Annotated in this window: 21 protein-coding genes; 8 read left to right on the top strand and 13 right to left on the bottom strand. The window is 50.2% G+C overall.

What is annotated here, in order from left to right; all coding sequences use genetic code 11:
* Window positions 1-197 precede the first annotated feature (197 nt).
* The 3 genes from ACY2RQ_RS09755 to ACY2RQ_RS09745 form a co-directional block, all read right to left on the bottom strand.
* Window positions 198-1,760 carry a hypothetical protein gene (locus ACY2RQ_RS09755; protein ID WP_490112779.1) on the bottom strand — a complete coding sequence of 521 codons (1,563 nt, stop codon included), beginning with the start codon at window positions 1,758-1,760 and terminating at the stop codon, window positions 198-200.
* 207 nt (window positions 1,761-1,967) lie between these two features.
* Complete coding sequence (locus ACY2RQ_RS09750) at window positions 1,968-6,734, bottom strand: hypothetical protein (protein WP_490112778.1); 4,767 nt, start codon at window positions 6,732-6,734, stop codon at window positions 1,968-1,970.
* Window positions 6,735-6,859: 125 nt separating this feature from the next.
* Complete coding sequence (locus ACY2RQ_RS09745) at window positions 6,860-7,009, bottom strand: hypothetical protein (protein WP_490112777.1); 150 nt, start codon at window positions 7,007-7,009, stop codon at window positions 6,860-6,862.
* Between the two features lie 277 nt (window positions 7,010-7,286).
* Between ACY2RQ_RS09745 and ACY2RQ_RS09740 the strand changes: the two genes are divergently transcribed.
* The 3 genes from ACY2RQ_RS09740 to ACY2RQ_RS09730 all read left to right on the top strand — a co-directional run bounded on the left by ACY2RQ_RS09740 (window position 7,287) and on the right by ACY2RQ_RS09730 (window position 9,842).
* Window positions 7,287-8,021 (top strand): hypothetical protein, encoded by a 735-nt coding sequence (locus tag ACY2RQ_RS09740; protein ID WP_490112776.1) that lies wholly within the window; start codon window positions 7,287-7,289, stop codon window positions 8,019-8,021.
* An 81-nt stretch (window positions 8,022-8,102) separates the two neighbouring features.
* On the top strand, window positions 8,103-9,194 hold the full coding sequence (gene ychF / locus ACY2RQ_RS09735; RefSeq protein ID WP_490112775.1) for a redox-regulated ATPase YchF: 1,092 nt from the start codon (window positions 8,103-8,105) through the stop codon (window positions 9,192-9,194).
* Window positions 9,195-9,362: 168 nt separating this feature from the next.
* Window positions 9,363-9,842: a c-type cytochrome gene (locus ACY2RQ_RS09730; protein WP_490112774.1), complete on the top strand. Its 480-nt coding sequence runs from the start codon at window positions 9,363-9,365 to the stop codon at window positions 9,840-9,842.
* Window positions 9,843-9,866: 24 nt separating this feature from the next.
* Here ACY2RQ_RS09730 and ACY2RQ_RS09725 read toward each other — a convergent pair whose 3' ends face one another.
* The 5 genes from ACY2RQ_RS09725 to ACY2RQ_RS09705 all read right to left on the bottom strand — a co-directional run bounded on the left by ACY2RQ_RS09725 (window position 9,867) and on the right by ACY2RQ_RS09705 (window position 14,762).
* Window positions 9,867-10,286, bottom strand: coding sequence for a hypothetical protein (locus ACY2RQ_RS09725; RefSeq protein ID WP_490112773.1), 420 nt, complete (start codon window positions 10,284-10,286; stop codon window positions 9,867-9,869).
* Between the two features lie 41 nt (window positions 10,287-10,327).
* Entirely contained in the window at window positions 10,328-12,280 is a 1,953-nt protein-coding gene (locus ACY2RQ_RS09720; RefSeq protein ID WP_490112772.1) for a hypothetical protein, read from the bottom strand.
* Between the two features lie 77 nt (window positions 12,281-12,357).
* Window positions 12,358-13,008, bottom strand: coding sequence for a cytochrome b/b6 domain-containing protein (locus ACY2RQ_RS09715; RefSeq protein WP_490112771.1), 651 nt, complete (start codon window positions 13,006-13,008; stop codon window positions 12,358-12,360).
* A gap of 73 nt (window positions 13,009-13,081) precedes the next feature.
* A complete protein-coding gene (locus ACY2RQ_RS09710; RefSeq protein ID WP_490112770.1) occupies window positions 13,082-14,089 on the bottom strand; it encodes a nucleoid-associated protein in 1,008 nt (335 codons plus the stop codon).
* Between the two features lie 100 nt (window positions 14,090-14,189).
* Window positions 14,190-14,762, bottom strand: coding sequence for a TetR/AcrR family transcriptional regulator (locus ACY2RQ_RS09705; protein ID WP_490112769.1), 573 nt, complete (start codon window positions 14,760-14,762; stop codon window positions 14,190-14,192).
* Window positions 14,763-14,861: 99 nt separating this feature from the next.
* On the opposite strand from ACY2RQ_RS09705, the gene ACY2RQ_RS09700 reads away from it, so the two are divergent.
* Entirely contained in the window at window positions 14,862-15,086 is a 225-nt protein-coding gene (locus tag ACY2RQ_RS09700; RefSeq protein WP_490112768.1) for a hypothetical protein, read from the top strand.
* An 18-nt stretch (window positions 15,087-15,104) separates the two neighbouring features.
* Here the strand turns inward: ACY2RQ_RS09700 and ACY2RQ_RS09695 are convergent, their stop codons facing one another.
* Window positions 15,105-15,602, bottom strand: coding sequence for a hypothetical protein (locus tag ACY2RQ_RS09695; RefSeq protein WP_490112767.1), 498 nt, complete (start codon window positions 15,600-15,602; stop codon window positions 15,105-15,107).
* A gap of 193 nt (window positions 15,603-15,795) precedes the next feature.
* Between ACY2RQ_RS09695 and ACY2RQ_RS09690 the strand changes: the two genes are divergently transcribed.
* The 3 genes from ACY2RQ_RS09690 to ACY2RQ_RS09680 all read left to right on the top strand — a co-directional run bounded on the left by ACY2RQ_RS09690 (window position 15,796) and on the right by ACY2RQ_RS09680 (window position 17,495).
* Window positions 15,796-16,356: a DUF2846 domain-containing protein gene (locus tag ACY2RQ_RS09690; RefSeq protein ID WP_490112766.1), complete on the top strand. Its 561-nt coding sequence runs from the start codon at window positions 15,796-15,798 to the stop codon at window positions 16,354-16,356.
* 60 nt (window positions 16,357-16,416) lie between these two features.
* Window positions 16,417-16,614: a hypothetical protein gene (locus ACY2RQ_RS09685; protein ID WP_490112765.1), complete on the top strand. Its 198-nt coding sequence runs from the start codon at window positions 16,417-16,419 to the stop codon at window positions 16,612-16,614.
* A gap of 65 nt (window positions 16,615-16,679) precedes the next feature.
* Complete coding sequence (locus ACY2RQ_RS09680) at window positions 16,680-17,495, top strand: hypothetical protein (protein WP_490112764.1); 816 nt, start codon at window positions 16,680-16,682, stop codon at window positions 17,493-17,495.
* Window positions 17,496-17,607: 112 nt separating this feature from the next.
* Here ACY2RQ_RS09680 and ACY2RQ_RS09675 read toward each other — a convergent pair whose 3' ends face one another.
* Window positions 17,608-18,522 carry a 2Fe-2S iron-sulfur cluster-binding protein gene (locus tag ACY2RQ_RS09675; protein WP_490112763.1) on the bottom strand — a complete coding sequence of 305 codons (915 nt, stop codon included), beginning with the start codon at window positions 18,520-18,522 and terminating at the stop codon, window positions 17,608-17,610.
* Window positions 18,523-18,753: 231 nt separating this feature from the next.
* Here ACY2RQ_RS09675 and ACY2RQ_RS09670 point away from each other — a divergent pair, with 231 nt between their 5' ends.
* Window positions 18,754-20,277 carry a fumarate hydratase gene (locus tag ACY2RQ_RS09670; RefSeq protein ID WP_490112762.1) on the top strand — a complete coding sequence of 508 codons (1,524 nt, stop codon included), beginning with the start codon at window positions 18,754-18,756 and terminating at the stop codon, window positions 20,275-20,277.
* 190 nt (window positions 20,278-20,467) lie between these two features.
* Here ACY2RQ_RS09670 and ACY2RQ_RS09665 read toward each other — a convergent pair whose 3' ends face one another.
* The 3 genes from ACY2RQ_RS09665 to ACY2RQ_RS09655 form a co-directional block, all read right to left on the bottom strand.
* Window positions 20,468-22,729, bottom strand: a complete 2,262-nt coding sequence (locus ACY2RQ_RS09665) for a U-box domain-containing protein (RefSeq protein ID WP_490112761.1) — start codon at window positions 22,727-22,729, stop codon at window positions 20,468-20,470.
* Window positions 22,730-22,936: 207 nt separating this feature from the next.
* Window positions 22,937-23,830 carry a lysophospholipid acyltransferase family protein gene (locus ACY2RQ_RS09660; RefSeq protein ID WP_490112760.1) on the bottom strand — a complete coding sequence of 298 codons (894 nt, stop codon included), beginning with the start codon at window positions 23,828-23,830 and terminating at the stop codon, window positions 22,937-22,939.
* Between the two features lie 3 nt (window positions 23,831-23,833).
* Window positions 23,834-24,616: a GNAT family N-acetyltransferase gene (locus ACY2RQ_RS09655; protein ID WP_490112759.1), complete on the bottom strand. Its 783-nt coding sequence runs from the start codon at window positions 24,614-24,616 to the stop codon at window positions 23,834-23,836.
* Between the last annotated feature and the right edge of the window lie 4 nt (window positions 24,617-24,620).

The following is a 24,620-nucleotide window of genomic DNA, read 5'->3' as shown; positions in this document are numbered from 1 at the left end:
TTATGGCGAAAGCTGACATTTTTCCTGGAGAGAACAGCCCTTGGGGACATTGTTTGTAGGGTGGGCATCTATAGGCAGGATAGGGGGTGTCAGAGATAAAAAGTTAAATTTGTCCTCGTTTGAGTCGCCATTTAATTTGGAACACTGCATTTTTCAGTAAGTTTTGATGACTGTTCTGTCCTTGGCTATTACTCTGGCTAAGGCAGCGTCAGTTTATATTGATAAATACCTTCGTAGCGGGTACCAGGCTCATGGACACTGAATATAAACGTCAGTTCCTGTTCAGCCAGTTTCTCTGGAATACGGAGGTTTGAACGGTAATCCTGGAATGCCTCGTCAAAATTCAGCGGCAGGTCTTTCAGCCAGAGGTCTTCACTGCCTTGCATTCGGATGGAAAAGAGGACTTTGATATTTTTGTGGGGGCGTCCTTCTCTCTTAACCTGGACAACAGGCTGTACCTGATGTGTTGAATCAGTGTGTGTTTGCATATATCCCAGCGCCAGACTCATCCCGTTAAGGAATGCGGGGTTTTTCAGCCAGATGATTTGTTCAGAGTCTTTTTTATCTGGAGAAACCTTTGTCTCTCTATCATTTGTGGAACCCCCGGCCATAGTCAGCTTTACACTGTCAACAATAGTTGACTGCTGTTGCTGGGCAGGCTCGGAAAAATATTTTTCTGCAGGAGACTCTTGCATTGAAGTGGGAGCAGATTTCCATCCATTTTTCAGGTTGTACTGCCCATTGTTTTCATGGGAATGGAAACTGAGGATAAGCGTGTCTGGTGGAAGCCATGCAAAACCACTTTCCGGCATACTGCTGGTTTTTATGACATGCCATATACCGCTCTGGTTTTTCAGATTGAATAGCATATCGACATTGTCGTTTCGCATGGTATTGGCAGGTAGTATACCTCCCCAGGACACTGCGAGGTTATCTTCTTTGTTGCCGTCATGTACTAGATGATTTTGTAATTCTTGGGCTAGCTGGCTGGCAAGATAGGAAGCTTTACCGCTTAACTCTACAAGGGAAACATTTATGGGGACTTCTTCAGGCCATTCTTCAAAAGAGCAGAGGGATTCGGCTGTTTCCACTATGCAGGCTTTACGTTTCTCTGCCTCTGACAGGCTGTGCAAAACCCGTGTAGCCAGACTGACTGTCTGTCCAAGGGGAGATTCCCCCACATATTCACGCCAGCGAATAAAAGGGTAATGAATATCGGGCTTGCTGAAGTCCGGCTCCGGAGCCGGTGGAATTCTGGCGGGCCATTGTCGCAGGGTGAAGGTGTCTGTTGTCCAGATATTATCTCTGTGTGATATGACCAGCTCTGCGGTAGGGCCTGTAAGAATAAACCGGTTAATTTTCTCTGACATAACCATACGAATACGGAAAGGCATGGTTTGATTTGGAACCCGCATTTCCTGCTGGATCTGACCCAGGTGGATCAGGCTGTTTAAGCGCAAGTAGCCCAAAGATCCAAGGGCTGTGGACAGGAAGTGATGAATCGCAGTGACCTGCTCTTCTTTCAGCTGGTAAAGGGCGAGCCCCTGTTCATCGCTGAGCATCTGCTCTTTTTCCCTGGCAGAGAACCACTCCCCCATAGTCTGGAAAGACATATTCATGCGGTCTTGCCAGTGCTGGTTATCCTGGCGCTTAAGCTCAGTCAGCAGGTCTGCTTGACGGGAGTCAGAGAGCGGGGAAGAAAATACAGAGGTAGAAACGCTGAGAAAGAGGCAGAGCAGCCATTTGAATGAGCTTTTCATGGCACTGACCACGACATTCCATTGCTTTAAGGTCTTCTGAGGTTAGCAGCCGGGTAGAGACTCTGGCTGCAGAAGTCAGCAGAGCGACAGCATGTCATCTTGTGTCATTAACACATTAGTTTCGCGTCAAGAATTGAGCTGAGCCTCCTTGTAACTCTGAGGCAGGCCAATAGTGGCCTGCCTCATTTCTCCTATGGCTGTTACGGCTTACTCCTGAGCATCTGTAACCTTAGGACCGCTCTCTTTTATCTCCGGATATTTCATGTAGGTCATGCTGGGGCTGTATAAGCCAAATCCGTGAGCGTTCTGATAGTTTGTCTTCAGGGAGAAGGTGTTCAGGTCTACACCGGTAAAGTCCGCTTCTACAAGGTTTCCACCCAGCATGGTGCCATTCACGCTCAACTTGTAGCTATAGGGTGAAATTTTGTTCTTCGGATCAGGCTTGCTGCCTTTGGCTGGAGGTACATAACCCGGTGTTTTTCCAAAGTAAAACTCAATATAGATCAGGTTATGCTCATCCGGGCTTTCAAACTGCTCCTGGGTCCCTGGAATATTACCGGCATTGGCGCAGTGCAGGCTATCCGCAGTGAACAGTTTTTTGGTTGTCTCCTGCTCTCCTCCCTGTTTGGTGGCTGTCACTGTTCCCTGTTGATCAAGGTCGATGGTGAACATGTGCTTGCTGTCACTGCCAACCTGCAGGGTAAACAGGCTGGAGGACTGGCTGTTCAGCATTGTATAGTGATCCTTGTCCATGCAGCTGAGAGCCATGGCAATCTTGATACCGTCATGGAAGATAATGGTTTCCTTCTTCCCGGGTTTATCCTCATCCCCACTGGGAGTGGTGTAAGTGAATTCCGGGTCAGACTTCCTGCTGAACACCAGTTCACCCTGATCCGGTACCGGGGGAGCAAAAACAACCAGGCTGTTGGCGGTATTATCTGCCAAAGGTGACAAGGGACCGTGATTATCAGTTACGCTCCAGCCCTGTTTCAGAAGGCTGTATTTGTCGTCAGAGATGGTTTTCCCTTTGACCAGTTTATCCAGCGTTTCTTTGGAGACCGTAATATCAAGAGCGGCATTAAACACATCAGCTCTTAAATTTGCTGTGTTAACAACACTCTGTGGCGGTTTCTGCTTTGATGACTTGCCGGGGCTTCTGCTGGTATTGGCAATATGATTGAGAATAGTATTTGCCCGGGTGTAGAGGTCAGGGTTGTCCTGAACAAGAGACGACAGGAATGTCTCAATATCATTCAGGTTTGTAGTATCAGGACGCATATCTTTGACCAGATCGTCCAGATTACCCATCCAGCCACCGTAATCAACATAAGCCTGCTCCATAACCCTGTAGGTATACAGAATACCCGGCTTGGTTTTCATCCCGTATGCCTGGGCATTTGTCAGGGTGACCTGGAAGCCTGAAGGCAGACCTGATGTGGGTACCTTGATATTTTTCAGATATATTTTTTTACTCCATTCGTCAGGTTCTCTTTTCATGCACAGGGCATAGCAGATTTTTCTTAGGAAACCTTTTGGCTCTGAGGCGCAATGGTCTGCACATTGTTTGTCAAAGTCAGGTTTTGAAGAACGATTCTTGGCAATTTTGAAAACAGTCTCGGAGCCTTTCTCTCCCTGTTTCACAAGCTGTAATATATCCAGTGCGGTGACATCATCAAGCAATGCACGGGCAACCGGCACTACAAGACGATAGCAATCTCCGGTTTTTTTCTGCTTTTTCTGGTTCTGGCAGTAAGCCTGTGATGCCTGAAGGAAGATATATTCCATCAAATCCGGATTGTTGTGGGCAAGGTAGCCGGGAATATCAGGGAATACCTTGCGGAAGTAGTTATCCAGCGCCGTCATAAAGCTGGGTGTTGTTGAAAACAGCTCAGATTCATATTGTTCCAGCGAAATTGCGTTTTCCCCGTTGATCTGACAACACTGTTTTGTTTTTCCCGGTGCCGGATCTTTGAAGGCGAATGCCTCCCGCGTGCAGTTAACTTTTTCTCCTTTTTTATGCATGGCAAATGTGTATTGCCCAGCTGTGCCAAACCGAACAGCTGCATCCTCGGTAAGGGTGAGCACGCCTTTTTCATCCACACAATTTATGTTTCTGGGGTCTCCGGCACCCTTGAAATCCATAAATAACCGGTTACGCCAGCTGCTGGAGTAACTATTGTGCTGGTTGGGGAAAATCGGGCTGGAGTTAGGGGTTCCGGTCAGGTGATCGATATAGGCTTGTCTGTCCATGGCGTACGCAAGATTGTTCAGGGGAGTAATACTTCCGTCATTGAATTGAAGAATCGTTCTCAGTTTTGCCACTCTGGGATCTGTCATTATGGACGGGTTAAACAGGGGATCTTTGCCATGGGTGTAGGGATACTTGAAGGTATTGCTCTTGCCGCAGTCTCCGGAGAATATGATGGAAATATTCTGGCACTTACCATGATCCTCGTCATTGTCAGGCATGCTGTTGTTAATTTTTTTTGCCAGGCTTTCGTAAAAACCCTGAGCAGCACCAGCATTGCCGAAACAGCTGGCTCTGAAGTCCGCCCGGGATGAAATCGGCATACAAACCGTATATCCGTATTCTGCGTCCTGACCGGTAAGATAGGAGGTCGCATGGATTGTGCAGTTAGCATCACCAGAGTCCACACCGGCAAAGCAGAGGGTATTGCTGTTCATCAGACTGTTAAATGTGTCTGCTCCGGCTTTGGTAAGCATTTTCGGCAATTGTTCTTTGCCTGCTTCCATTGGGTCTTTTTTCTGGGCCAGGGCATCGACTTTTTTCTGGAACTGGGTCAGCAACTGGCCCCTTATCTTCTTCAGGTCTTCTACAGCCTTGGTAATGGCTTTTTCTTTCAAGTCCCGAAGTTTGCCGTACTGTTCAAAATAGCTTTTTGCCTGCTGACTTACATTTTCGCTGGTGAAATGCAGGACATCCCTCTGGGTATTGACTTTCTGGCAGTAATTCAGTTGTGACAATGCATCCACGTCCGTTTTGAAGCCAAAAGGATCTGACAGATTATCTGAGCAGGTTGCCATGCCCCGGTATACCAGATTCAGTGACTTATCCATGGACATTTCTGCAGACGCTGAAAGAAGCATCAGCTCCCGTTTCAGAATCGCTATACGCATGGCTGCGACGGTCTGGAATGCCAGCAGGTACTGAAATGATTGCAGTTCGTAGGCCGTTTTAGCAAGCAGCTGAGGATTGATGTAACTCAGAGGTACATTTTCTTTTACGGCATCAAGCAGCCGGTCAAGGCCGGCAACGAGTTTATCTCCTCCCTTGAGTTTGCCTAACTTGCCATAGAAGTCGTAGTTCGGTGTTTTATCGCTGTTGTACAGATAGGGGTCCCTGAGAGACTGGACTCTGCTGGACATTCCTCTTGAGTGAATGGTACTCAGGTAAAGTCTGCCGTCATGGATATGAACACCGCGACCCGAGCCGTTAATTACGGGTTGGTTGGCCCAACAGCTGGTTCCGCCACCCCACGCGAAACTGGGGGGGCAATTATCCTTGGATCCTGAGGCCAGTACATTGCCCTGTCGCCCTATCCATGCTCTTCTACCGTCCATACTCCCTTTGGGAATGCCGTCAAAAACGCACATCTGGGTGTCTGTGTCGTAGGTTGTTCCGTATTCGCATTCTTCCGGAAGGGCGCTGACGTAAAGGGTGCCATTATCAATGAATCCGTTCCGGTCCGTCATATTGATAGGTGGATCGGCGTAGCAGTGGCCACTGTCAAAGGTAAATCCTGTTGGGCACTTGTTCCCCGCGAGGGCATAGGTATACAGATTGGGCATGCCATAGGATTCGGTGACATGATCGAACAGCCCTACATTGGGCATTTGTCCGTAGGGCACCCGGTCCACCCGGCAGCGACGTGTACCATTGGTGGCTGATGTTTTTTCGACTGTGGTGAATGGTGGACAAATCAGCGGATCATCGTCCATCCCTAAGAGCTTGAAATGATCTTTGATGGACGCAAGCACTGAGCGCTGCAAGTTACCATTTTGATCATTGAGCTGATCGACAAAGTGCTGGGCTGTACCCGTTGCCATGATAAGGGAAGTAGCACCGTTCAGGACTTTGGCCGATGGATTTGTAACTCCGAACGTAACTAAGGCGACCAGGCCCTGCATAACATTGTCGAGAATAATGCCGAATTGCCCCAGGGATTTGACACCCATTTGGGCGGCTTCAGCGGCCTCAATACCGCCAGATATAATTGAAATAACAAACAAAGTAACTAAGCCTGCCAGTTCGTCGAGTACAAAGGCATCAAGAACGGCCTGCCCCCCTATAATTCCGTTCATGAATCTCAGGTAATCCAGTGTGCTCATCTTGTAGGGCAGCTGAGGCTGGGTATCATCGGTGGTCATATTAGCGATAATTTCATTGGCGATTATCGGGATAAGAAACCCTACAAATCCTGCGGCTGCCTCCAGCATATCGCTCAAGCCAAAGGCTCCGTCGGTTAGGGCTCCTATACGTCCTGCGTATTCATCGTCAAAGGAAATCTTGGTGGCATCAAGTAAACCGGAGCGCCTGAAATTGGACAGATCCTGGCCCATATCCCTGATTGACTGGTTGGCTTCATCTATAACAGGCTTAAGCTCTGCGCTTGAGCCAGCCTCACCAATCATTTTGCTCATCTGGGAGCCTGTCAGAAACTCACTATCCCCAAGGATGGGATCCTGCTCAACCTTGAACGCAGTCTCTGTAGCGGAAGGTGTCCCTGAAATCAGGGTTTCCTGCATCTCCACCCACTCCTGGGGAGGGCCGGACTTTTTGATTACTTCGCCAACATTGGTGACTGACTGGGTGTCGTCGTTCAGTTTGTTCGCGGCATCTTCGTAGGCTTCGGCCGGATTGCAGGAGCCAGCAAGCAAGTTGGAACTGCTGGTGCAGGCCATGACTATGGCCAGGGTAAGCCTGGATAGTGTGGCGTAATCACTCATCTTCATGGTGGCTTCTACATCTGAATGTCAGGCAGGGTGGATATACGAAAGCTAAAGACACAGGTATCTGTCTCAGCAGAGTTAGTAAAAGTAGCTTATCTCTGGAAAAGCGCGTGGGAATTTTTGCAGGCTTAAAACTCGAAACAGGCGTACCAGGATTTAAGGGGCTTTTTGGAAACCATTTTAAGGTTTTTAGCCCAGAACTCTTTCAGCAGATCCAGCCATTCATCATCAAGTAGTCTGTCGTATGATTCCCGCTGTTTTCGCGATACAGCCAGCATCAAAGCATCCAGCGACCATTATGTCGGAGATTTTCTCTGCCCTCATATAAGTCAGTAGATCACCTCTTCGGAGTCCGTTAGAAGTCATACTTCGGGTAATATAATTATTCGGTAGAGGCTTTGTTAAAAGTGGAAAAGTGCCATTCATAAATGCATCTATACTTTTCAAACTCCCGCCTTTTGCCCTTTGTCGCTTATGTTTCGGTTTTGTTCCTGCCTTTTATTTATATTTTCCCTGTTCCTGACTCTTTCTACGGGTGTTTGGGCACCCATCAAAATGATTGACTTCAATGGAGATCAGTTACCTTTCAGTGACAGGCCCCTGATCATCGGCACATGGGATGGTGTGCGGGGTTATTTTAGTGATGGAACCCTGCTGGCTCCGGAGAATGCAGTCGGCTTTCTCCATTATGCTGCCTTTGCCCCTATGGGGTTCAGGAAATCCTGGGCTTCCCCGGAGGAGCTAAAACTGATTAACAGGTCTCGCAAGTTACTGGGGCAGCTGCGCAGTTCTGGCGATAAGCTGGATTTTAACGGGCGGGTTATTCTTGATGCCCACCATGGGACAGACTCGGATAAAATCGCGTTTGAATATGCTGTAGGTGAAGACGGCACGATGGATGTAACTGTGCCGGGCTCATCTGCGGCCACTGAGATGTATACCCTGCTTCGGGATTATGGCATCCAGGCCCAAAGGCTGGATCTCAATGTTTGCCATGGTGATACAGCGATTAAAGAGTTTTTCGATGCTTTTCCGGCAGATTATACCAATCTGGAGTTTAATGCCGTGGACGGAAAACCCTGTATGGCCCGTGAAGCAGGTGAATCTGTGTTTTTTGAGGTTGATGGTCCTGACGGGAAGACGTACTCCTCTCCAGTGTCTGATTTTATAACCCGGGGCAACTTCCCTGCTGACATGCCGGAAGGTATTCGACTCACCAAAGTTCTGGGAAAACCCGGGCCGGTAACGCCCGTGGCAGATATTCCTCCCCCTGATGGCTGCACTCCCTGAGTCATCCATCTTTTGCGCCTTGCCCAACAGCTTCGTATAATTCCGCTCTTTGATTTTTCGATTTCCTGACAGGATTGCATTATGGGTTTTAACTGCGGCATTGTTGGCCTGCCGAATGTGGGTAAGTCCACGCTGTTCAACGCATTAACCAAGGCCGGCATTGATGCCGAAAACTTCCCGTTCTGCACCATTGAGCCGAACACCGGTATTGTGCCTATGCCTGATCCGCGCCTGGATAAACTGGCCGCGATCGTAAATCCTGAAAAGGTTCTGCCTACGACCATGGAGTTTGTGGATATTGCCGGCCTGGTAGAAGGCGCATCCAAGGGTGAGGGCCTGGGTAACCAGTTCCTGGCCAATATCCGGGAAACCGACGCTATCGCCCATGTGGTGCGGTGCTTCGAGGATGAAAATGTCATCCACGTTTCCAATCATATTGACCCTGTCGCGGATATTGAAATCATCAATACCGAGCTGGCCCTGGCAGACCTGGACAGCTGTGAAAAGCAGTTGAAGCGTGTGGTACGTGTGGCCAAGAGTGGTGATAAGGACGCAAAAGCCCAGGTAGCCCTGCTGGAAAAGATCATTCCTGCCCTGGAAGAAGGCCGTCCGGCCCGTGCTCTTGAGCTGAATGACGCAGAAAAAACGCTGATGAAGCAGCTGTTCCTGCTGACTTCCAAGCCCACTATGTATATTGCCAACGTCGATGAAGACGGTTTTGAAGATAACTCTTATCTGGATAAGGTACGGGAACTGGCGGCCGCCGAGAGTGCGGTTGTTGTTCCTGTATGCAACAAGCTGGAAGCAGAAATTGGTGAGCTGGACGATGAAGAGCGGGATGAGTTTCTGGCTGATCTGGGCATGGATGAGCCGGGCCTGGATCGGGTAATCCGCGCCGGTTACGAGCTGCTGAACCTGCAAACCTACTTCACCGCTGGCGTGAAGGAGGTCCGCGCCTGGACCGTGAAAGTGGGTGCAACCGCGCCGGAAGCTGCAGGCGTTATCCACACCGACTTTATGCGTGGCTTTATCCGCGCTGAAGTGACCGCCTACGATGATTTTATCAAGTACAACGGTGAAAAGGGTGCCAAGGAAGCTGGTTGCCTGCGCCTTGAAGGTAAAGAGTACATTGTAAAAGATGGTGATGTGATGCACTTCCGCTTTAACGTATAAACTCCTTTCGCAGTTTTTATCGTTAATTAAGAAAGCCATACCGTTCGCGGTGTGGCTTTTTTCATGTCAGACATATTTATCCTGTGTGAATTGGTTTGCCTGCCTCTGTGCTACTAAGCTGAACTGGCCTGAAACAAAAATACTAAAACACGCCCAATGAGGATTCCTATGAAAACTCCGCTTGCGTTTTTCGGCAAAGGCTATGTTCTGGCAACCGCCGCGACTGTTGCAATGATGGCCAGTGTGTCTGCCCATTCGGTGCACTTTAATAAAGCCGATGAAGCTGTTCACCTTCGCCAGGCCCATATGACTCTGATTGGCACCTACTTCGGTGATATGGGTGCCATGATAAAAGGCAAGCAGCCGTTTGACGCCAGGCAGTTCCAGACAGATGCTGATCGTCTGGCCATAGTGACCCGTTGGATTCATGAAGGATTTGAACAGAATCTCCTGACCAGTGATTCAAAAGCCAAAGAGGATATCTGGAAGAACAAGGCGGAGTTCGACAAGCTGATGAACGAACTGGGGGAGCATGCGGACAAATTAAAAATGGCCGCAGCCAGTGGCAGCCTGAAAGACAGTATTCCTGCGTTTAAGGCTATGGGGGAAAACTGCGGTGCCTGCCATAAAAAGTTCAAGCATAAGTAATTAAGAGTTTATGAATCGGCAGGGTCAGAACTTTCTGGTTCTGGCCTTGACGCCGGCTTTCCGTTTGGTTTTCGGCGCTTTCGCCCGCACAGCCTGTATTGATCCGAAAAGCACTTCCAGTTCCTGCCTGTAATCAGCCAGGGCTTTTGCCAATTGTGGATTCTTCTCCATGTTAAGGGCGGTAATGTCCTGAATATCCGCACTGTATTTCTGGAACAGCTCCAGTTTCTGGTTAGCCCGGGCGGCCATCTCCGGTAAATCAATAGTGTTATCGGAGGTATGCGAATACTGCATTTTTGGGGACAGGGCAAGGCCGACGGTTTCACACAGGACGTTCACATCGTCGTAATGCTTTTTATAGTGTTTGTAGACACGCTGCATGGCGTGTGCGACGGCCTTGTCTGTGGGCTGCTCCTGGGCTTGCTTTTGAAATTGTCCTGACATGAGGCTTTCCCTGCTCTGGTGTTATCCAGTTACTGAACCAGTTACTGAAGTTGTTTCTCTGTGGCCTGAATGCCGATTTTAAGAGTGGCGATGGTTATGGAATGAATCGCTGCCATCATCGGATTTGCTGCGGCCAGCTGTTCAATATAGGCCAGTTTTTCTTTCTGCTGTTCAAACTGTTCCACCAGTCTCATTCTGGCACTCTGGGCTGGAGTTGGCGCGTGGCCCACCGTTTCAATCGTATCCACTTCATTGGTGATGCCATTCAGCTCTTCGGTCAGTGAATTAATTTTGGCGTCAATGGTTTCCCGAATATGGGGCAGAGAGACTTCCTTGCGCCTGTCCGCCAGTTCGTCAATCTGGGCCATTAACTCCTGCTGGCGGTCTTCAAGCTTGACGTGGCGTACCTGGTCAATATTTTCCTGGGGTATTTTTTCTGTATTTGTGGGAACCCCTGTGGCCTGTACCATTGGCTCAACCGTTGCCATAAAGGTCATGGGCTGTTGAGTGGGTACTTCTTTCGAGGTCTGCCACTGTATGGGTTCAGCCTGTAGCCCTAACTCTCTGACCAGACGATTCTGGACCAGTATGTTGTCAACATTGTTTGTTGCCAGGCTGATGTCTCCAGCATTGAACCCCTGGAATTTGCCAAGCAGCTCCGCGCTGTTATCGCCAAGACCGAGCTCTGCTGCCAGGGTGTTATAGCTCTGTTGCCCACCATCGGCGTAGGCTGCGGCCAGAAGAAGACTTTGGTCGTCTTCCAGATTGAATGCAGCTCCGGCTTTGGTGATCTGGTTCTGGATGGAAGTATTGCTGGTAAACCTGAGCAGTTTCTCTCCGGTAATGACAGCACCCTGCTGCATCTCGGCCACCTGTTTCTTCACCTGTGGCAACAGGGTTTTCAGTTCACCATTACTTAGGCTGATTTGTCGCCCGGCTTCAATAAATTTCTGGGTGTTTTTGGTAAGCACGGCATGGGCCATGGTATTCATGGTTTCCGTATTCAGATTCAGGTCTGCGGCAGCCTGCTTCATATTTTTGCCAATTCGGGTATTCACAGCCTGTGAGGCTTCGCCAAACATTTCATCCAGCTTTTGCGGAGGTATGTCGTATTGTTTCGCGAGTTTCTCAAAACCGGTCAGCATATCGTTAGCTTTCTCCTGGCTTACCCCGGAGGTTTCTGCCAGCTGGAGAAAACGGTCATGCTCCTGATGGGTAAGGGCACCGAGATCGACGGCGAGGCTGGCAGGAACTTCAAGGACCTCAGCCAGCTTTTTGGCATCTCCCAGTACAAAGGTTCTGGCTGTCCGGTTGGCAATAGCTTCCGGGGCACCGTTGATACTCTGCAGCAGCTTGTCGAGAGCCGCGACAACTTTCCGACCTTTGGCGTCAGCAGTGTCCATACCCTGCTGGCCCATATGATAGGCAAGCAGCTGGTCATTCCCTTTTGCCCGGGCATGAACAAAACGGGACACCTCGGTCTTTGACATGCCTAAAGCTTTAGACATTTTCTGTATGCCACTGGCAAGGGTGGCTTTCTGGGTGTCATCAAGTGAAGGTGTCTCCACAGGGGACGGTACAGGCTCTGGAGCGGGTGCCGGTTCCTGTGCTGCTGGCGCAGGCGCAGGTGTAGATGCCGGGGCAGGAGGTTGTGGAGTCGGAGCTACGGCTTCCTGGCCTCTGGGTTGAAGATTTTGTGTCTCAGGCTGTGGTGGCGGGGGTGGTGCTTCCTGGCGAGCTGGAGGTGGTGGCGCAGAGCGGCCAGGCTGGTCCGCGTGTCTCAGGTTGGTCAGCCACTGCTGAACCTGCAACAGATCCTGGCTGATCGGCTGGTTGTTAAAGTTGCGAACATTATTAAAGGCGCGTCCTGCACGTCCTCTGCCCCGGGCCGGAGAAGGAGCCTGTTCCTGGGGCTGGCGAATCTGGGGTTGTTCCTGAGGCTGGGTGACAGGGGGCTGGAGAGGACCAACGCCTCCACCTCTGCCTACATTCATGGACATTATTTTTCTCCGCCGGCTATGCACTCGCCAATTGCAAGGGCATATCGGCAGGGAAAAGGGCTATATGAGCGTCAGGCCTGGTCGGAGAGCCATGATACTACCATGATGACGAGCAACAGCAGCAGAATAAAATATTCCCAGGAATGCCGGTCAGGTTCGGAATAACTCAGGTGGATACAGCGGCGACCGGTAATCATTCCCGAAAGAATATCTTCCCTCCTGACGATGATATGAAACAGTACAGCGACGATATGCAGCCCGATAATCCAGAGCAGGATATCGAAGTTCCAGGAGTGAACTGTGGTCATCCAGTCGCTGGTGCTGCCACTGACAAACTGCGCCAGTGGACCTTCTGTAAGAATGCTGTCATTGGCAAACAGGCCGGTTCCCACCTGTATGATCAGTTCCAGAAGGATAAATACCACGCCCCAGCTGCCCGGAGGGTTATGGCCGGGGTAATCCGTATGCATGCCTTTTTTGAGGTAGTTCAGCGTGTGCCTGGGGGCGAGCAGCAGAGCGCGGAAACGGCTGAAATGTCCGCCGGCAAAACCCCAGCCCAGACGGAAAACCAGCAGGCCGACCATGGTGTACCCAAGCCGCAGGTGATTATCCATATCTCCTTCTGTGCCTGTGTACCAGAGTCCGGCAAAGCAGAGCACCAGCAGCCAGTGAAATAGCCGTGTTGGTAAATCCCAGACGCGAATCCTGCGATGCTCGCCCATAGCTGACCTCATTCTTATTTGAGAGCCACTGATCCGATCATAAAACCTCAACAGGTCTTAGTGACTGTCGAAATTAATTGTTCGCAAGCTGTTCTTTAAGAGCGTCGGGTACGCCGATAATGGTGATGGTGTCACGCTCTTTGTCGTACTGTACCCGGGTGCCCAGAACATCAGAGTCAAAGGCAATATTCAGGCCCTTGTCCCTTCCGGTATAACGTACCAGCTTTTTCAGCTGGCTGCGGCTGGGCTGGATATCGGGGTTTACATCATAGTCACGGGTATTCACGAACCGTTCGAACCCTTCCGGGGCATCTTCGTTCAGATGGGCGGACAGTTCTCCCAAAGAGATGGTTTTGTATTCCTGCAGCTGGTTATCGCAGTATTCGTAAACTTTCTTTTTCACGTCACTGCGTTCACCGTCGTTTTCGATGGTTTTGCAGTAGTCACTGACAGCGGTCATCAGCTGGGTGGTATCCTGCTTGGTATCGCCGGTTTCCTCACAGCCAAGAAAAGTGGTCAGGCAGTCACTCAGACGACGCCCGGCCCGTGGTTTGATCCAGGAGATATAGCGGGAGCTGTTGGGATTGTTCTGCCATTCGCTGATATTGATGCGTGCCGCCAGGCTTAAACGGGCAAGGTCCAGGTGAGTGGTGTCAGACAGTTCCAGCTGTTCGGTAATTGTCGTGCTGGTGGCCGGTGGGAGTGTGGCGACAATCAAATAATTGGTCAGGCCGCTGGTGTAGTGCGCCACCAGAATAAAACCACCGGGGAACATGCCGGCTTCATCAAGCTTGTTTTTCAGACCTTCGGCCACTGTCAGGCTGAACTCGGTAAAGGTCATGCGACCTTCCAGGCTCTCTTCCATAAGATATGCTTCCATCTGGGTGCGGAACACAGTAGCTTCACCGCCGAAAGCACCATGGCCCTTGTCGCCTTTTTTATTGTAGGCGGCGATCAGGTCTTCCAGAAAGCTTTCACAGATATTGTTACTGGCCAGTGGTGTGGTACGGGTTCGCAGCTCGGAAGCGTTCGCGTCCGGGCGACGCTCAATACGGTGAACAATAAGGTTGGTAATGCTCATAAGTTGGCTGATGCTCGATAGTTCGATCGTTCGATAAAAAGTGCAGATGCTGGCGCTTATAGCTGCGACCGGTGAAAATACAGTCGGGCATTATACAGTCTCAGTTGCCCGACGGCAGTTGCTCAAAGATAGACCGGACATGGGCGTCGAGGCTTTTCCGAGTGCCGTACAGGTGACCGGAAAGCTGCAGGGAAAGGTAGTTGTCGAGAAGAATACGTCCCTGATCTGATGATGAGTTGGCTAATGATTTATGGGTATCTCCCAGTGCGGCGGAAAACCCGTTTTTTAATCGGGTTAAGGCATCTTTGATTAATGGCGTAAGGGCAGGGCGCTGACCCTCCATCATGGCCATCACCATCAGGCAGCCACAGCGGTAGTCTTTTATATCATCCTGTCGGTAACTGGTGGTGAAGAACAGGCGCAGTCCTTCTAAAGGGTTATTATTGTTCAGATAGTGGGCAAGACGAGCCAGAAGGTGATGTTCGATGTAATGCTCCAGAACAGCCCGGAACAGTTCTTCCTTATTTTTAAAATGATGGTAAAGACTGCCGGGATTCAGGCCGGTGGCTTCTTCCAGCTGGCGCAGGGAGGTGCCCTCATAACCGTTACGCCAGAACGGGTCCATGGCCCGCTCCAGAATATCTTCTTTACTGAAACCTGCAGGTCTTCCCATAACAGAACCTTCCTTGATTCCAGGATCATGAACAGGCTCTAAATATTAACCTGTGGACCGTCGATAACTTGTTGAATGTGACTATGAGCAGGCATTGTTATGACTACCCGAGAGCACCAGATTCTGAATGGACCGGCCCTGGCCATGATCGACTATATCCGTAGCCATCATATTGGCATTGATGTCCGGCAACTGGAAGCCCTGGATAAACATATCCGTGTCGGGAGCGGAGAAGTTAATCCGGAGTTCCTGATCGAGTCCCGCAGGGTGCGGGTCGCGTTAAAGCATTGGTTTGAAGAGAATGAGACTGCTGGAAAGTCGTGAGCAGTCTCTGAACGGGTTTTAATTTCTGGTGGTAATCACAGCATCCAGCTGTACGTTTACATTGCTGGTGTTGCCCACGCTGTAAGTCTGGTTATTGATGGTAATAGTTGAGGTATTACTTACTCCCTGGCCTGATGGCAGCTGCAGCGTGTTCAGTTTAACAGCAGTATTTTCCAGTTCTTCAATGGTGACAGCGCCATCACCGTTAATAATTTCTGTTTCCTGTTCACTGAGAGTCTGACCTGCGGCGGTCACCTGCAGGGCACCGGGAACCTGGGCTGCGGCCAGCTCCTCCTGCTCCAGGGGTTGCAGGGGAAAGTTTTTTGCGGTTGTGCGGCCATAGCGTACAGGCGCTTCCGGATCTGGCTCCCGGTAATCGGGAGGGTACTGGTGGAAGTTGTCCCCGATATCGTAAACGGGCTTGTCCGGGTTATCTTCATCTGTCCAGGCATTACTCGACAGGCAGAAGGTAAGCAGTACAGCGGAGGTAAGGACACGATCCATGACTATTGGCATTCTTGTTATTCTTTTTGGCATTTTCTCGGAATGGCCGGGGCTTCTTTCCATTAATAAACTTTACAGGTTTGAAACATAAGGCCATTGACCATTAGATATCATGTCTGATGTGATAAGGTCAATTTGCGGGAATAACCGCTGCTCTATAATCAGCTCTTGCTGAAATACCGCCTGATGGAGAATGATAAAAATAATGCTCAGGGCTAAAACGGGTTGCTTTCTTGTATTTTTACTGGCTTTTCTGCAAGGGTGCAGTTTTCTTGGGGAGTCCCATTCCCCCCTGAGATATCAGCCGGTTTCTCTGCCTGGTGATGATCAGGCTCTGCTGGTGATTTACCGTCCCTACAGCGAGTGGGCAGAAGATGAACTGGAAGCCCCCAGCGTTTACATCAATGGCAAAAAAGAGCTGAGCATAGGCAGCAATAGCTACGGTATGTTTTTCCTTAAGCCCGGCGCTTATAATCTGCTGTTCAAACGGCCGGTATTCGGAATGGACATGTTCTTTTTTGAAGATACTTTTCTTGAAGACCAGCCTGTGAATTTTAACCGTATCAGTCAGTTTGTTCTGAACGCGACTGGCGGGAAGACATACTATCTCCGTTACTCCGAGCTGACATCCCCTTCTTACTCGCCGGATGATGGAGAGCTGCTGCTTGGAGATGGGCCGGTACAGTTTATTGGCCTGAACGCCGCAGAGGAGGAACTCCAGCAGACCCGCAGTCTCCAACAGGTGAAAACGCTGACGACTGATTAAACTCTCGGCAAAATCTGCAATCAGTAAAAGTATGAACATCAGGGTACAGATACTGCTGGTGTGGACATTGCTTTGAATATTGCTTTGGGCGTTGGCAGGGAGCGCTGGCTGGGCCAATGCCGGAGTTCTCTTTTGCCAATGACCCTTAATCCCGGTTTTATTATCGCGGCACCTGTGCGAGTGATTCCGGATACTTATCCGAACCTGCGTTATTTATTAGCAGTATTCAGGGAAGGGATGACAGAAAATTTTGGATAAGTTAGTTAGCCATATCTAGAATTAAAAACTAGCAGTGTAAGTGTTAAAGTCTTGTGATGTACCTTATGAAATATAGAAAAGAACTGTTGTTTATAGCAGGCATTCTAATGGTGCAATCAGGGGGGGCGGTTATTTTCCCTCTTACCATTAAGGGAAGCCCCATGAGTTATGGTGATCGTCCTCTTCTTTTAAGCAGTTATGAGCAAGTCGCTACCTTTATGATGCATTCACCTACGATGTCATTGGAAATTAACGAACTTGGTTTTTTAAATTTTGGCGCATTTGATTCAAGGCGATGGCGTATTCCTGTAAGAATGGCCCGTTACTCAAAGTTATTATCAGCAGAGAGTGAATCAATTAAGGCAAGTGAAAGGTGGTTAAGATTACTCAGTTCAGGCGAAACAATTTCTTATAATGGGCGAATTGTTGTCAATACCCATGCAGGAGAACCAGAGCAGGAAGATAGCGGGATGATAGGGTTTGAGTTTAAAGATCAATACATAAAATACAGGGCAGAGGAGTTTGGGGAGCTTCTCGGTACAGTAGCTAAAAAACTAAAGCCTAAGCAGATTGATATGGTCATTTGTTATGGAGAATCCGTAAATAAGAAAATAATGGAGGGGTTTAGAAAGTCAGGGGCCACTGATGTAGAGTTCCGGAGCTATAACGTTGAGTATATGACTACCCCTGAACCAGAAACCAATGATGAGGTTGGTTTCGTGGAAAAAGGCAAAACCTATACCGTTGCAGCTGATGATTTCTATTTAAGGGGAACTCTTCCCAGGAATTTCCCTGAAAACTATATCTACATTGAGAAAATCGGTTCGCCGACTCCGGTCGAAGTTCCTCCAGCTGTATCGGTAGCAACTTGTAAGGATTAAAGACTTCTATTTTTAAAAAACCACATCAGTTTCAGGAACAGAAATATTTATAAAAATTTGACTAAATTCCCCCCTCTCGGAGATCAATACCTGTTACGGGTTTTCCATTCTGTTACCGCGATCGATAGGCCAGCGGAAAAATCTTGTCTGAGGTAATTCCCTGTTCCCCCAGCCATGCAGTCAGGGCAAGTACCAGTTTGGATTGACCAAACAACAGCCATCTGGCATGGCGAAATGCTGAATTATTAATAAGGGTGGCGGCTTTTTCGTGAATATCGGAACCGGAGACCTGTTGGATAAGATTATTCGACAGGTTGTGGGTATGGTTTTCCAGATGTTCTGTTTGCAGAAGCACATGAACAGGCTGAGAGTGATTATGCCAGATGGCATCTTCTGCTGTTGCCAGTGCTGCGTCAGCACCGACTTCCGTGCCAAATAGAATTAATGGTCCGTGATGGTCCGCTTGATAGCAGCATTCTCCAGCCAGTCCCTGCAACCAGAGCTGGGTGCCCGGTTTAGCTTCATCAAATACCCAGGCGGAAAAATATCCCCCAACCCTGCGGATAATATGAACCCTTAAATCAGGTTCTGCCCAGGGGCGGGAAACCAGGGTATAACGGCTGCCCTGTTCCTTCTTGTCGCGGGAGATATTCAAGAACTGCCCCGGACGGTAATTGACAGGAAGCCGTGGAGAAAAAGTCAGTTCCCGAAGTGTGGGAGTCAGGTCTTTTATCTCGGTAATAATGGCCTGCATGGGCTGCAGGGCCCGGCGAAGGGGCTGCATCACCAGCTTTGAATCCGGGTGGCACTGACAGGCCAGTAATAAACCCTGCTGTCGCTGTTCCTGGGTCAGGCCATGTTGAGCAGATAAGGGAATATCACCTTCAGTCGCCTGAACCATACAGGAGTGACATAAACCGGCCCGGCAGGACCAGGGTACCTGAACATTATGACGCAGAAGGGTATCAAGAACGGAATCACCCGGCGGGCAATCCAGCATGTGTTCTTCAAATTGAATAACAGCCATGGCGAATCAGCATTATGTTCCGGGTCTGTTACCCGTGAAGTGTATTAAAGCCTGAGTGTCCGGGTAAAGGATATTCTGAATAAATGGCTGTGGATCACTGCCTGAACGCATTTTAGAGCCAGGGTTTTGCAGGTTTTATTGTCTATGGGCAGACAGCGGAAATCCCGGTGATATAATGGCCGCGCCTGATAATAATGATTGCAAAGCATTGCCTGAGAACGGGGTTTCACTATGACGGTTATCCGTGAAGATGATTTGGTCCAGAGCGTTGCCAACGCCCTGCAGTTTATTTCCTACTACCACCCCGTTGATTTTATCCAGGGTGTTCACGAAGCCTGGAAGCGTGAAGAGTCTCCCGCGGCTAAAGACGCCATGGCCCAGATTCTGATTAACTCCCGTATGTGCGCCACGGGTAAGCGTCCCCTGTGTCAGGACACAGGTATTGTGACTGTTTTTGTCAAAGTGGGCATGAACGTCCGCTTTGAAACCGAAAAAAGCCTGGATGACCTGATTAACGAAGGTGTCCGTCAGGCCTACACCCACCCTGATAATGTTCTGCGTGCTTCCATTCTTGCGGATCCTGCGGGTAAGCGTCAGAACACTAAAGACAATACGCCGGCTGTTATTCATACCGCACTGGTTCCCGGTGATACCGTTGATATTCAGGTGGCTGCGAAAGGTGGCGGCTCTGAAAACAAATCCAAGATGGTGATGCTCAATCCCTCCGACAGCATTGTGGACTGGGTTGTAAAAACTGTTCCCACAATGGGCGCGGGCTGGTGTCCTCCCGGCATGCTGGGTATTGGTATTGGCGGTACTGCAGAAAAAGCTGCGGTGATGGCCAAAGAGTCCCTGATGGACCCCATTGATATCCACGAACTGAAAGAGCGCGGTCCCCAGAACCGTGCGGAAGAGCTGCGTCTGGAAATCTTTGATGCTGTAAACAGACTGGGTATTGGTGCTCAGGGTCTGGGTGGTCTGACCACTGTTCTTGATGTCAAAATCATGGATTACCCCACCCACGCAGCGTCTCTGCCTGTGGCCATGATTCCCAACTGCGCAGCAACCCGTCACGCGCACTTCGTGCTGGACGGCAGTGGCCCTGCGGAACTGACGCCTCCGAGTCTGGATGATTACCCGGATATCAGCTGGGAAGTGGGCGAGAATGTTCACCGTGTCGACCTGAACACTGTGACTAAAGAAGATATGGAAGCCTGGCAGCCTGGTGACACTGTTCTGCTGAGCGGAAAAATGCTCACAGGTCGTGACGCGGCCCATAAGAAGATGACCGATATGATCGCCAAAGGCGAAGAACTGCCGGTTGATCTGAAGAACCGCTTTATCTACTACGTAGGCCCGGTTGATCCTGTACGTGATGAGGTTGTTGGCCCCGCAGGCCCGACCACTGCAACCCGTATGGACAAGTTCACCCGCACCATGCTGGAAGAGACCGGCCTGATCGGCATGATCGGTAAATCCGAACGCGGCCCGGTGGCCATTGAAGCGATCAAGGATAACAAAGCTTCTTACCTGATGGCCGTCGGAGGCGCTGCTTATCTTGTGGCGCAGGCAGTGAAAAAGGCAGAAGTTATTGCCTTTCCCGAGCTGGGAATGGAGGCGGTCTACGAGTTTGATGTAAAGGATATGCCGGTCACCGTGGCGGTTGATACAAAGGGCAGTTCTGTCCATGAAACCGGCCCGGCTGAGTGGAAGGCGAAGATAGCTGAATTTGATCCGGTCAAGATTACTGGCTGATTAGTGCTTGGCCTGAGACTTCTGTAATCAAAATATAGACGCCACAATTATTATTAATTGTGGCGTTTTTTATACCCGGATAGAAAAACGGCCTGTCACCTATATTCAGGGGAACGGGGAAAGCTACAGGGGAGAGGTAACGTTTGATCGTTTCAGTCAGACAAACCATCGTACCGGTTGTCAAGGGATGTCATGTAAGTTGTTCGCACAGCCAGGTTTGTAATTTATGATGGAACTCATGGTCCGTCTGAATGTCCGCTGCTGTGATGGGCTGACGAGAAAGTGGGTTTTCCGGTTTGATCCGGAAGGCCCTCATAAGGTATCCACGTTCAAAGTTATGTCTGATTTTCGTGGGTTCTGTTTCCAGGAAAACCGGGTCTTGTATCACTTCAAGACTCAGTGGACAGATAAACTCCTGGGGAATCTCAAGGCAGGACAAGACAGCGTTGTTGAGCATCTGACTATATTCGCTTTCCGCACGCTCCTGTAGCGCTTCAGAAGACAACAGCGGTACCTTTGTCGGGTCTTCTGTTTTGAAAGGCGCATCATGCAGACACAGCTGTGCGGCCTTTGTCACAGCCTGCATCATCTCCAGGCGGGTGGCAGGCATATTGGCCTTATAGTGCTGGATCAGTTCAATAATGACGCGCTTTTTGTCATGGGGGTAGTTAGCAATGAGTGTGCTGCTGCTTGAAGAGTGGATGCCCAGCGCGTGGGCAAATGCCTCCGGATATGGTGCCATAAGGCTGGCGAGCTTTATCAGATCCTGATTCTGTTTCGCCCTCGGAGCGATGTGTTCCACCGGAATTGATGGTTGCCCTGCAAGGTGGGCCGGAAAATGCGCCAGGTCCTCTGTTTCACCAAGTAAAGTCAGAACCTGATAAAGGTGTCCGGTCTCGTAAACTTTATTATGCAGCTCCCTGGCAATCATTGTGTAGAAGCATTGTGTGGGTGATTTCGGGTAGCTCCAGTAAATCATACTCAGGTCAACTGCGGATACCCCCATAGCCAGGCCAATCCAGTACCAGTTGTTTGATGGCAGACTGCCGATAATATCGTCTGTGAGTCGCCGTGACCCGGCCTCGGCAGGCGCTGTGGAATGTCCGGTCTCTTCTGCATTCAGGTAGGGAGGAGGTGGCGGCACAAAAGATTTTCCCGTTACATCCTGCAGTATCGGCATGCTGGCTTTCAATGATTGCAGCCAGTTTTTATGACCGCATGCCTCCAGAGCATAGACAAGGTTTTCGGGGGTGAGCCTCATCTCTTGATTGGCCGTCAGTAACAGCTTCTGAGCGTCAATTTCGCCCTGTATCGCTGTATCCACTTGCTTTGGTGAAAGCCCAAGATGCTGCCCAAATGCGGCCCGCCACAGCGGGGGAAAATTGAGCCGTTGAAATTGATAAGCCAGCTCACCAATGTCGAGGTTTCTCTCCAGCGGCTGCCCAGTTGCGATGGCAGCAAGCTGGTGAGCAAGGGCAGGGTTGCTGATGTTCGCATGACACAGTGCCCGGGTAAGGGTATTGAGGGTCATTGTCCCGTGTGTCTCTCGGTATTGAGAATACAGCCAGGTGAGTTTTTCTGTTGTGCTTGCCCGGACTGGAAACACTGAGGGTAAGCCAAGAACATGACACCAGGCACCTTGATGGCTTAAATCGAATGGTTGGGCATAGTGACAAAAATCCCTGAAGGTCAGCGGCTGCATCAAGGCCGCTGTTTTATCGGTCAGTGGCTGAATATCCGGCTGACGAAGAGAGGAAGGCAGGGCCAGAGCCTTTTCTAATTCACTGCCCATGACATTTTGTTGACAGACCCGGGCTGCTGAGCCCAAGTGCCTCCAGGTTAGCAACCCGGCCCCCTGAAGCGCCTCGAGCAGGAAGTAAGACATAAGTTGGGGATTGCCGTGATGGTGTTTCAGAATACCGGTGACAGTTTCTATGGGTAACCCCATCTCCACAGACAGAGACAGGATGTCCACCTGATTGAAGTGATGAAAGTGTTTAAGAAGCAGGGCCGCATCAATGATAGAAATCACTTCATCGGGGTGGGTATTACCAGGAGCAAGAAAGCATGACGGCTGTGTAACAACGACACAGCGGAGTGCTCTGGCGACCTCATTGGCAAGGCATTCCCCCCAAGCAAGCATCAGAGCCGTTACCAGTCGCTCGGCCGTCAACAACTGATTGTGTTGAGCCTGCTCAAGAACAAACCCCATGGCTTGTGTGTCCTTCGAAGCAGGCTGCTGAAGTCGCTGGCTCTGAATATCTACCTGCAATGTACTGATGGGCAGCCCAAGGAGACACCCTACTTCCAAGTAGATATGATGTTTATATTCAGGAATAAGTGATAGCGCCAGTGCAGGTGTTAGCAGTCCTCTTTCCGGCGCACTTTTCTGGATGCCAGGGGCAGGCGCAGGCGCGGATGTTCCTGAAAGTGCTTTCCATAGTGTATACATTGGTGCCCTTTTTATAACTGTATGCTGGATACCCGGTAAAAATAAGACCGTTTCTGGGAAGGGGAGTTCTGACAAACTGGTCATGATCTGTGTGCTGGCAGTTGGTGAATCTGCCTAAAAACACCACTTCACTGCCTACAGGTGCCGGAGCTGCAAACGGGAAAGTGCTGCCCCGGAGCTGATCTTTGGCAGCTCCGAATACTGAGTTCAGATGGCCACTTCCGGGGAGGAAAACTCTCCTTCAGAAATATCCCGTGCGGCAGAGCACTCCTCCTGAGATTTCATTAGAGGAAAGATGCTGTCCAGACCATTGGCAATCGTAGCTCGGGTGGCCTGGGCCAGTTCCCGCAGCTGTTTGTCCGTAGCCAGAACCGGGGGATGATACTGGATGTGAACATGGATACTTGGCTCACCCAGTAACTGCCAGATGTGGGGTATCAGGGAATCGTCGTTAATAAACGGCACCCGTGTATGGGGCAGTCCAGTTTCACAGTAAGCGATAGTGATTGGCTGAACAGCCACTTCACTGGTAATTGCGCTTTTAAACAAACGACTGTGGAAAGGCAGAACCTGTCGCCCGTCTGATGTCGTGCCTTCCGGGAAGAACAGCACGCTGTTACCCTGGCTCAGGTAATTGGAAAGCTGCCGGGTGACATTACGGCTGTCTCCTGCCCCACGCCGTATAAACAGTGTGCCGGTTACCTCCGCCAGCCAGCCTATAATGGGCCATTTACGCAGTTCTGCCTTGGACAGAAAGTGAAACGACACACTGGCTCCGAGAATGGGAATATCCAGCCAGGAAATATGGTTACAGGCCATCAGTACCGGCCCGGTCCAGGGTCCGCCTTTACGGTATATTTTTAACCCAAGAATCTGACAGAGGCACCCCAGCCACCATTGCTTCAGTGACATGCGGATATTATTTACCCGGGCGGAAGGGTAAACCCGGTCCGCCCAGATCAACACCTGCAGCCAGAGAGCCAGTAACAGGCCAAGGGTAATTAACAGCAGGATGGCCGTTGTTCGCAGCACTTTGCGCAGTACTGGCAGTACAGGGCTTTCTGTTATTCTTTCAGCTGTCTGAGCAACCATGGAACCCATTATTTACTCTCCGGGCTTCCAGTTTTCGAGATGAAAACGGCGTGCATAACGGGGACACAGCTCGTTCAGGTCCAGCAGGATGAAAACATCCGCGCAGCCAAACTCTTTATCCCAGGATGGTTCACCACATACACGTGCGCCAAGGCGCAGATAGGTTTTCAGTAAAGTGGGCATACGAGCCACGACATTGTCTGGCAGGGTCAGCTGGGGAACGGCTGTCCTGGGCTGGGCGTGGATACGGGTGTGATCAATATATTTGTCACGAATATCTTTCATGACAGCTTCAGTCTGGATGCCGCCGTCGTCCATGCTGATACTGGCGCAGCCGATCAGGTAGCGGTAGTTATTCTCCATCAGGAACCGTGCCAGGGCCTGCCAGAGCACAAAGATAGCCGCGCCGTCACGGTAGCCTTCTTTAATACAGGTACGTCCAAGCTCAAGTATCCGGCCTGGCAGTTCGGTAATACCCGGAAGGAAGAATTCGCTCTGGCTGTAAAAATGGCCGATGAGACCGGCAGCTTCATCGCTCAACAGGCGGGTGGTGGCAATGGCTTCACCAGTGCTGTTATCCCGCAGAATCAGGTGCTTGCAGTGTGCGTCAAACATGTCGGTATCAAGGGCGGAGCTGTCGAACTCGCCATTGAATGTGCTGGAAAACACTTCGTGACGCAGGCGGAATATATCATCCATATCCTGCCCGGTACTGGCGAAGCCGACGCTAAGACCGGATTCTGTTGACCCCGAAGCATTTGCTGAGATTGACGTCCTGCTCTTGGCCGGTGCCATAACT

This window comes from Parendozoicomonas sp. 209JJ7-1, assembly GCF_058147085.1.
This window is presented reverse-complemented; position numbering and strand designations above follow the sequence as displayed.

What these genes read in the sequence shown, in the direction of transcription:
- ACY2RQ_RS09710 (WP_490112770.1), bottom strand. Translation starts at nt 14,089, where the DNA reads ATGAGCATTACCAACCTTATTGTTCACCGTATTGAGCGTCGCCCGGAC.
- ACY2RQ_RS09745 (WP_490112777.1), bottom strand. Translation starts at nt 7,009, where the DNA reads ATGCTGGCTGTATCGCGAAAACAGCGGGAATCATACGACAGACTACTT.
- ACY2RQ_RS09665 (WP_490112761.1), bottom strand. Translation starts at nt 22,729, where the DNA reads ATGTATACACTATGGAAAGCACTTTCAGGAACATCCGCGCCTGCGCCT.
- ACY2RQ_RS09715 (WP_490112771.1), bottom strand. Translation starts at nt 13,008, where the DNA reads ATGGGCGAGCATCGCAGGATTCGCGTCTGGGATTTACCAACACGGCTA.
- ACY2RQ_RS09740 (WP_490112776.1), top strand. Translation starts at nt 7,287, where the DNA reads ATGATTGACTTCAATGGAGATCAGTTACCTTTCAGTGACAGGCCCCTG.
- ACY2RQ_RS09700 (WP_490112768.1), top strand. Translation starts at nt 14,862, where the DNA reads ATGACTACCCGAGAGCACCAGATTCTGAATGGACCGGCCCTGGCCATG.
- ACY2RQ_RS09725 (WP_490112773.1), bottom strand. Translation starts at nt 10,286, where the DNA reads ATGTCAGGACAATTTCAAAAGCAAGCCCAGGAGCAGCCCACAGACAAG.
- ACY2RQ_RS09675 (WP_490112763.1), bottom strand. Translation starts at nt 18,522, where the DNA reads ATGGCTGTTATTCAATTTGAAGAACACATGCTGGATTGCCCGCCGGGT.
- ACY2RQ_RS09705 (WP_490112769.1), bottom strand. Translation starts at nt 14,762, where the DNA reads ATGGGAAGACCTGCAGGTTTCAGTAAAGAAGATATTCTGGAGCGGGCC.
- ACY2RQ_RS09720 (WP_490112772.1), bottom strand. Translation starts at nt 12,280, where the DNA reads ATGAATGTAGGCAGAGGTGGAGGCGTTGGTCCTCTCCAGCCCCCTGTC.
- ACY2RQ_RS09695 (WP_490112767.1), bottom strand. Translation starts at nt 15,602, where the DNA reads ATGCCAATAGTCATGGATCGTGTCCTTACCTCCGCTGTACTGCTTACC.
- ACY2RQ_RS09755 (WP_490112779.1), bottom strand. Translation starts at nt 1,760, where the DNA reads ATGAAAAGCTCATTCAAATGGCTGCTCTGCCTCTTTCTCAGCGTTTCT.
- ACY2RQ_RS09670 (WP_490112762.1), top strand. Translation starts at nt 18,754, where the DNA reads ATGACGGTTATCCGTGAAGATGATTTGGTCCAGAGCGTTGCCAACGCC.
- ACY2RQ_RS09730 (WP_490112774.1), top strand. Translation starts at nt 9,363, where the DNA reads ATGAAAACTCCGCTTGCGTTTTTCGGCAAAGGCTATGTTCTGGCAACC.
- ychF (WP_490112775.1), top strand. Translation starts at nt 8,103, where the DNA reads ATGGGTTTTAACTGCGGCATTGTTGGCCTGCCGAATGTGGGTAAGTCC.
- ACY2RQ_RS09690 (WP_490112766.1), top strand. Translation starts at nt 15,796, where the DNA reads ATGCTCAGGGCTAAAACGGGTTGCTTTCTTGTATTTTTACTGGCTTTT.
- ACY2RQ_RS09655 (WP_490112759.1), bottom strand. Translation starts at nt 24,616, where the DNA reads ATGGCACCGGCCAAGAGCAGGACGTCAATCTCAGCAAATGCTTCGGGG.
- ACY2RQ_RS09660 (WP_490112760.1), bottom strand. Translation starts at nt 23,830, where the DNA reads ATGGGTTCCATGGTTGCTCAGACAGCTGAAAGAATAACAGAAAGCCCT.
- ACY2RQ_RS09750 (WP_490112778.1), bottom strand. Translation starts at nt 6,734, where the DNA reads ATGAAGATGAGTGATTACGCCACACTATCCAGGCTTACCCTGGCCATA.
- ACY2RQ_RS09680 (WP_490112764.1), top strand. Translation starts at nt 16,680, where the DNA reads ATGAAATATAGAAAAGAACTGTTGTTTATAGCAGGCATTCTAATGGTG.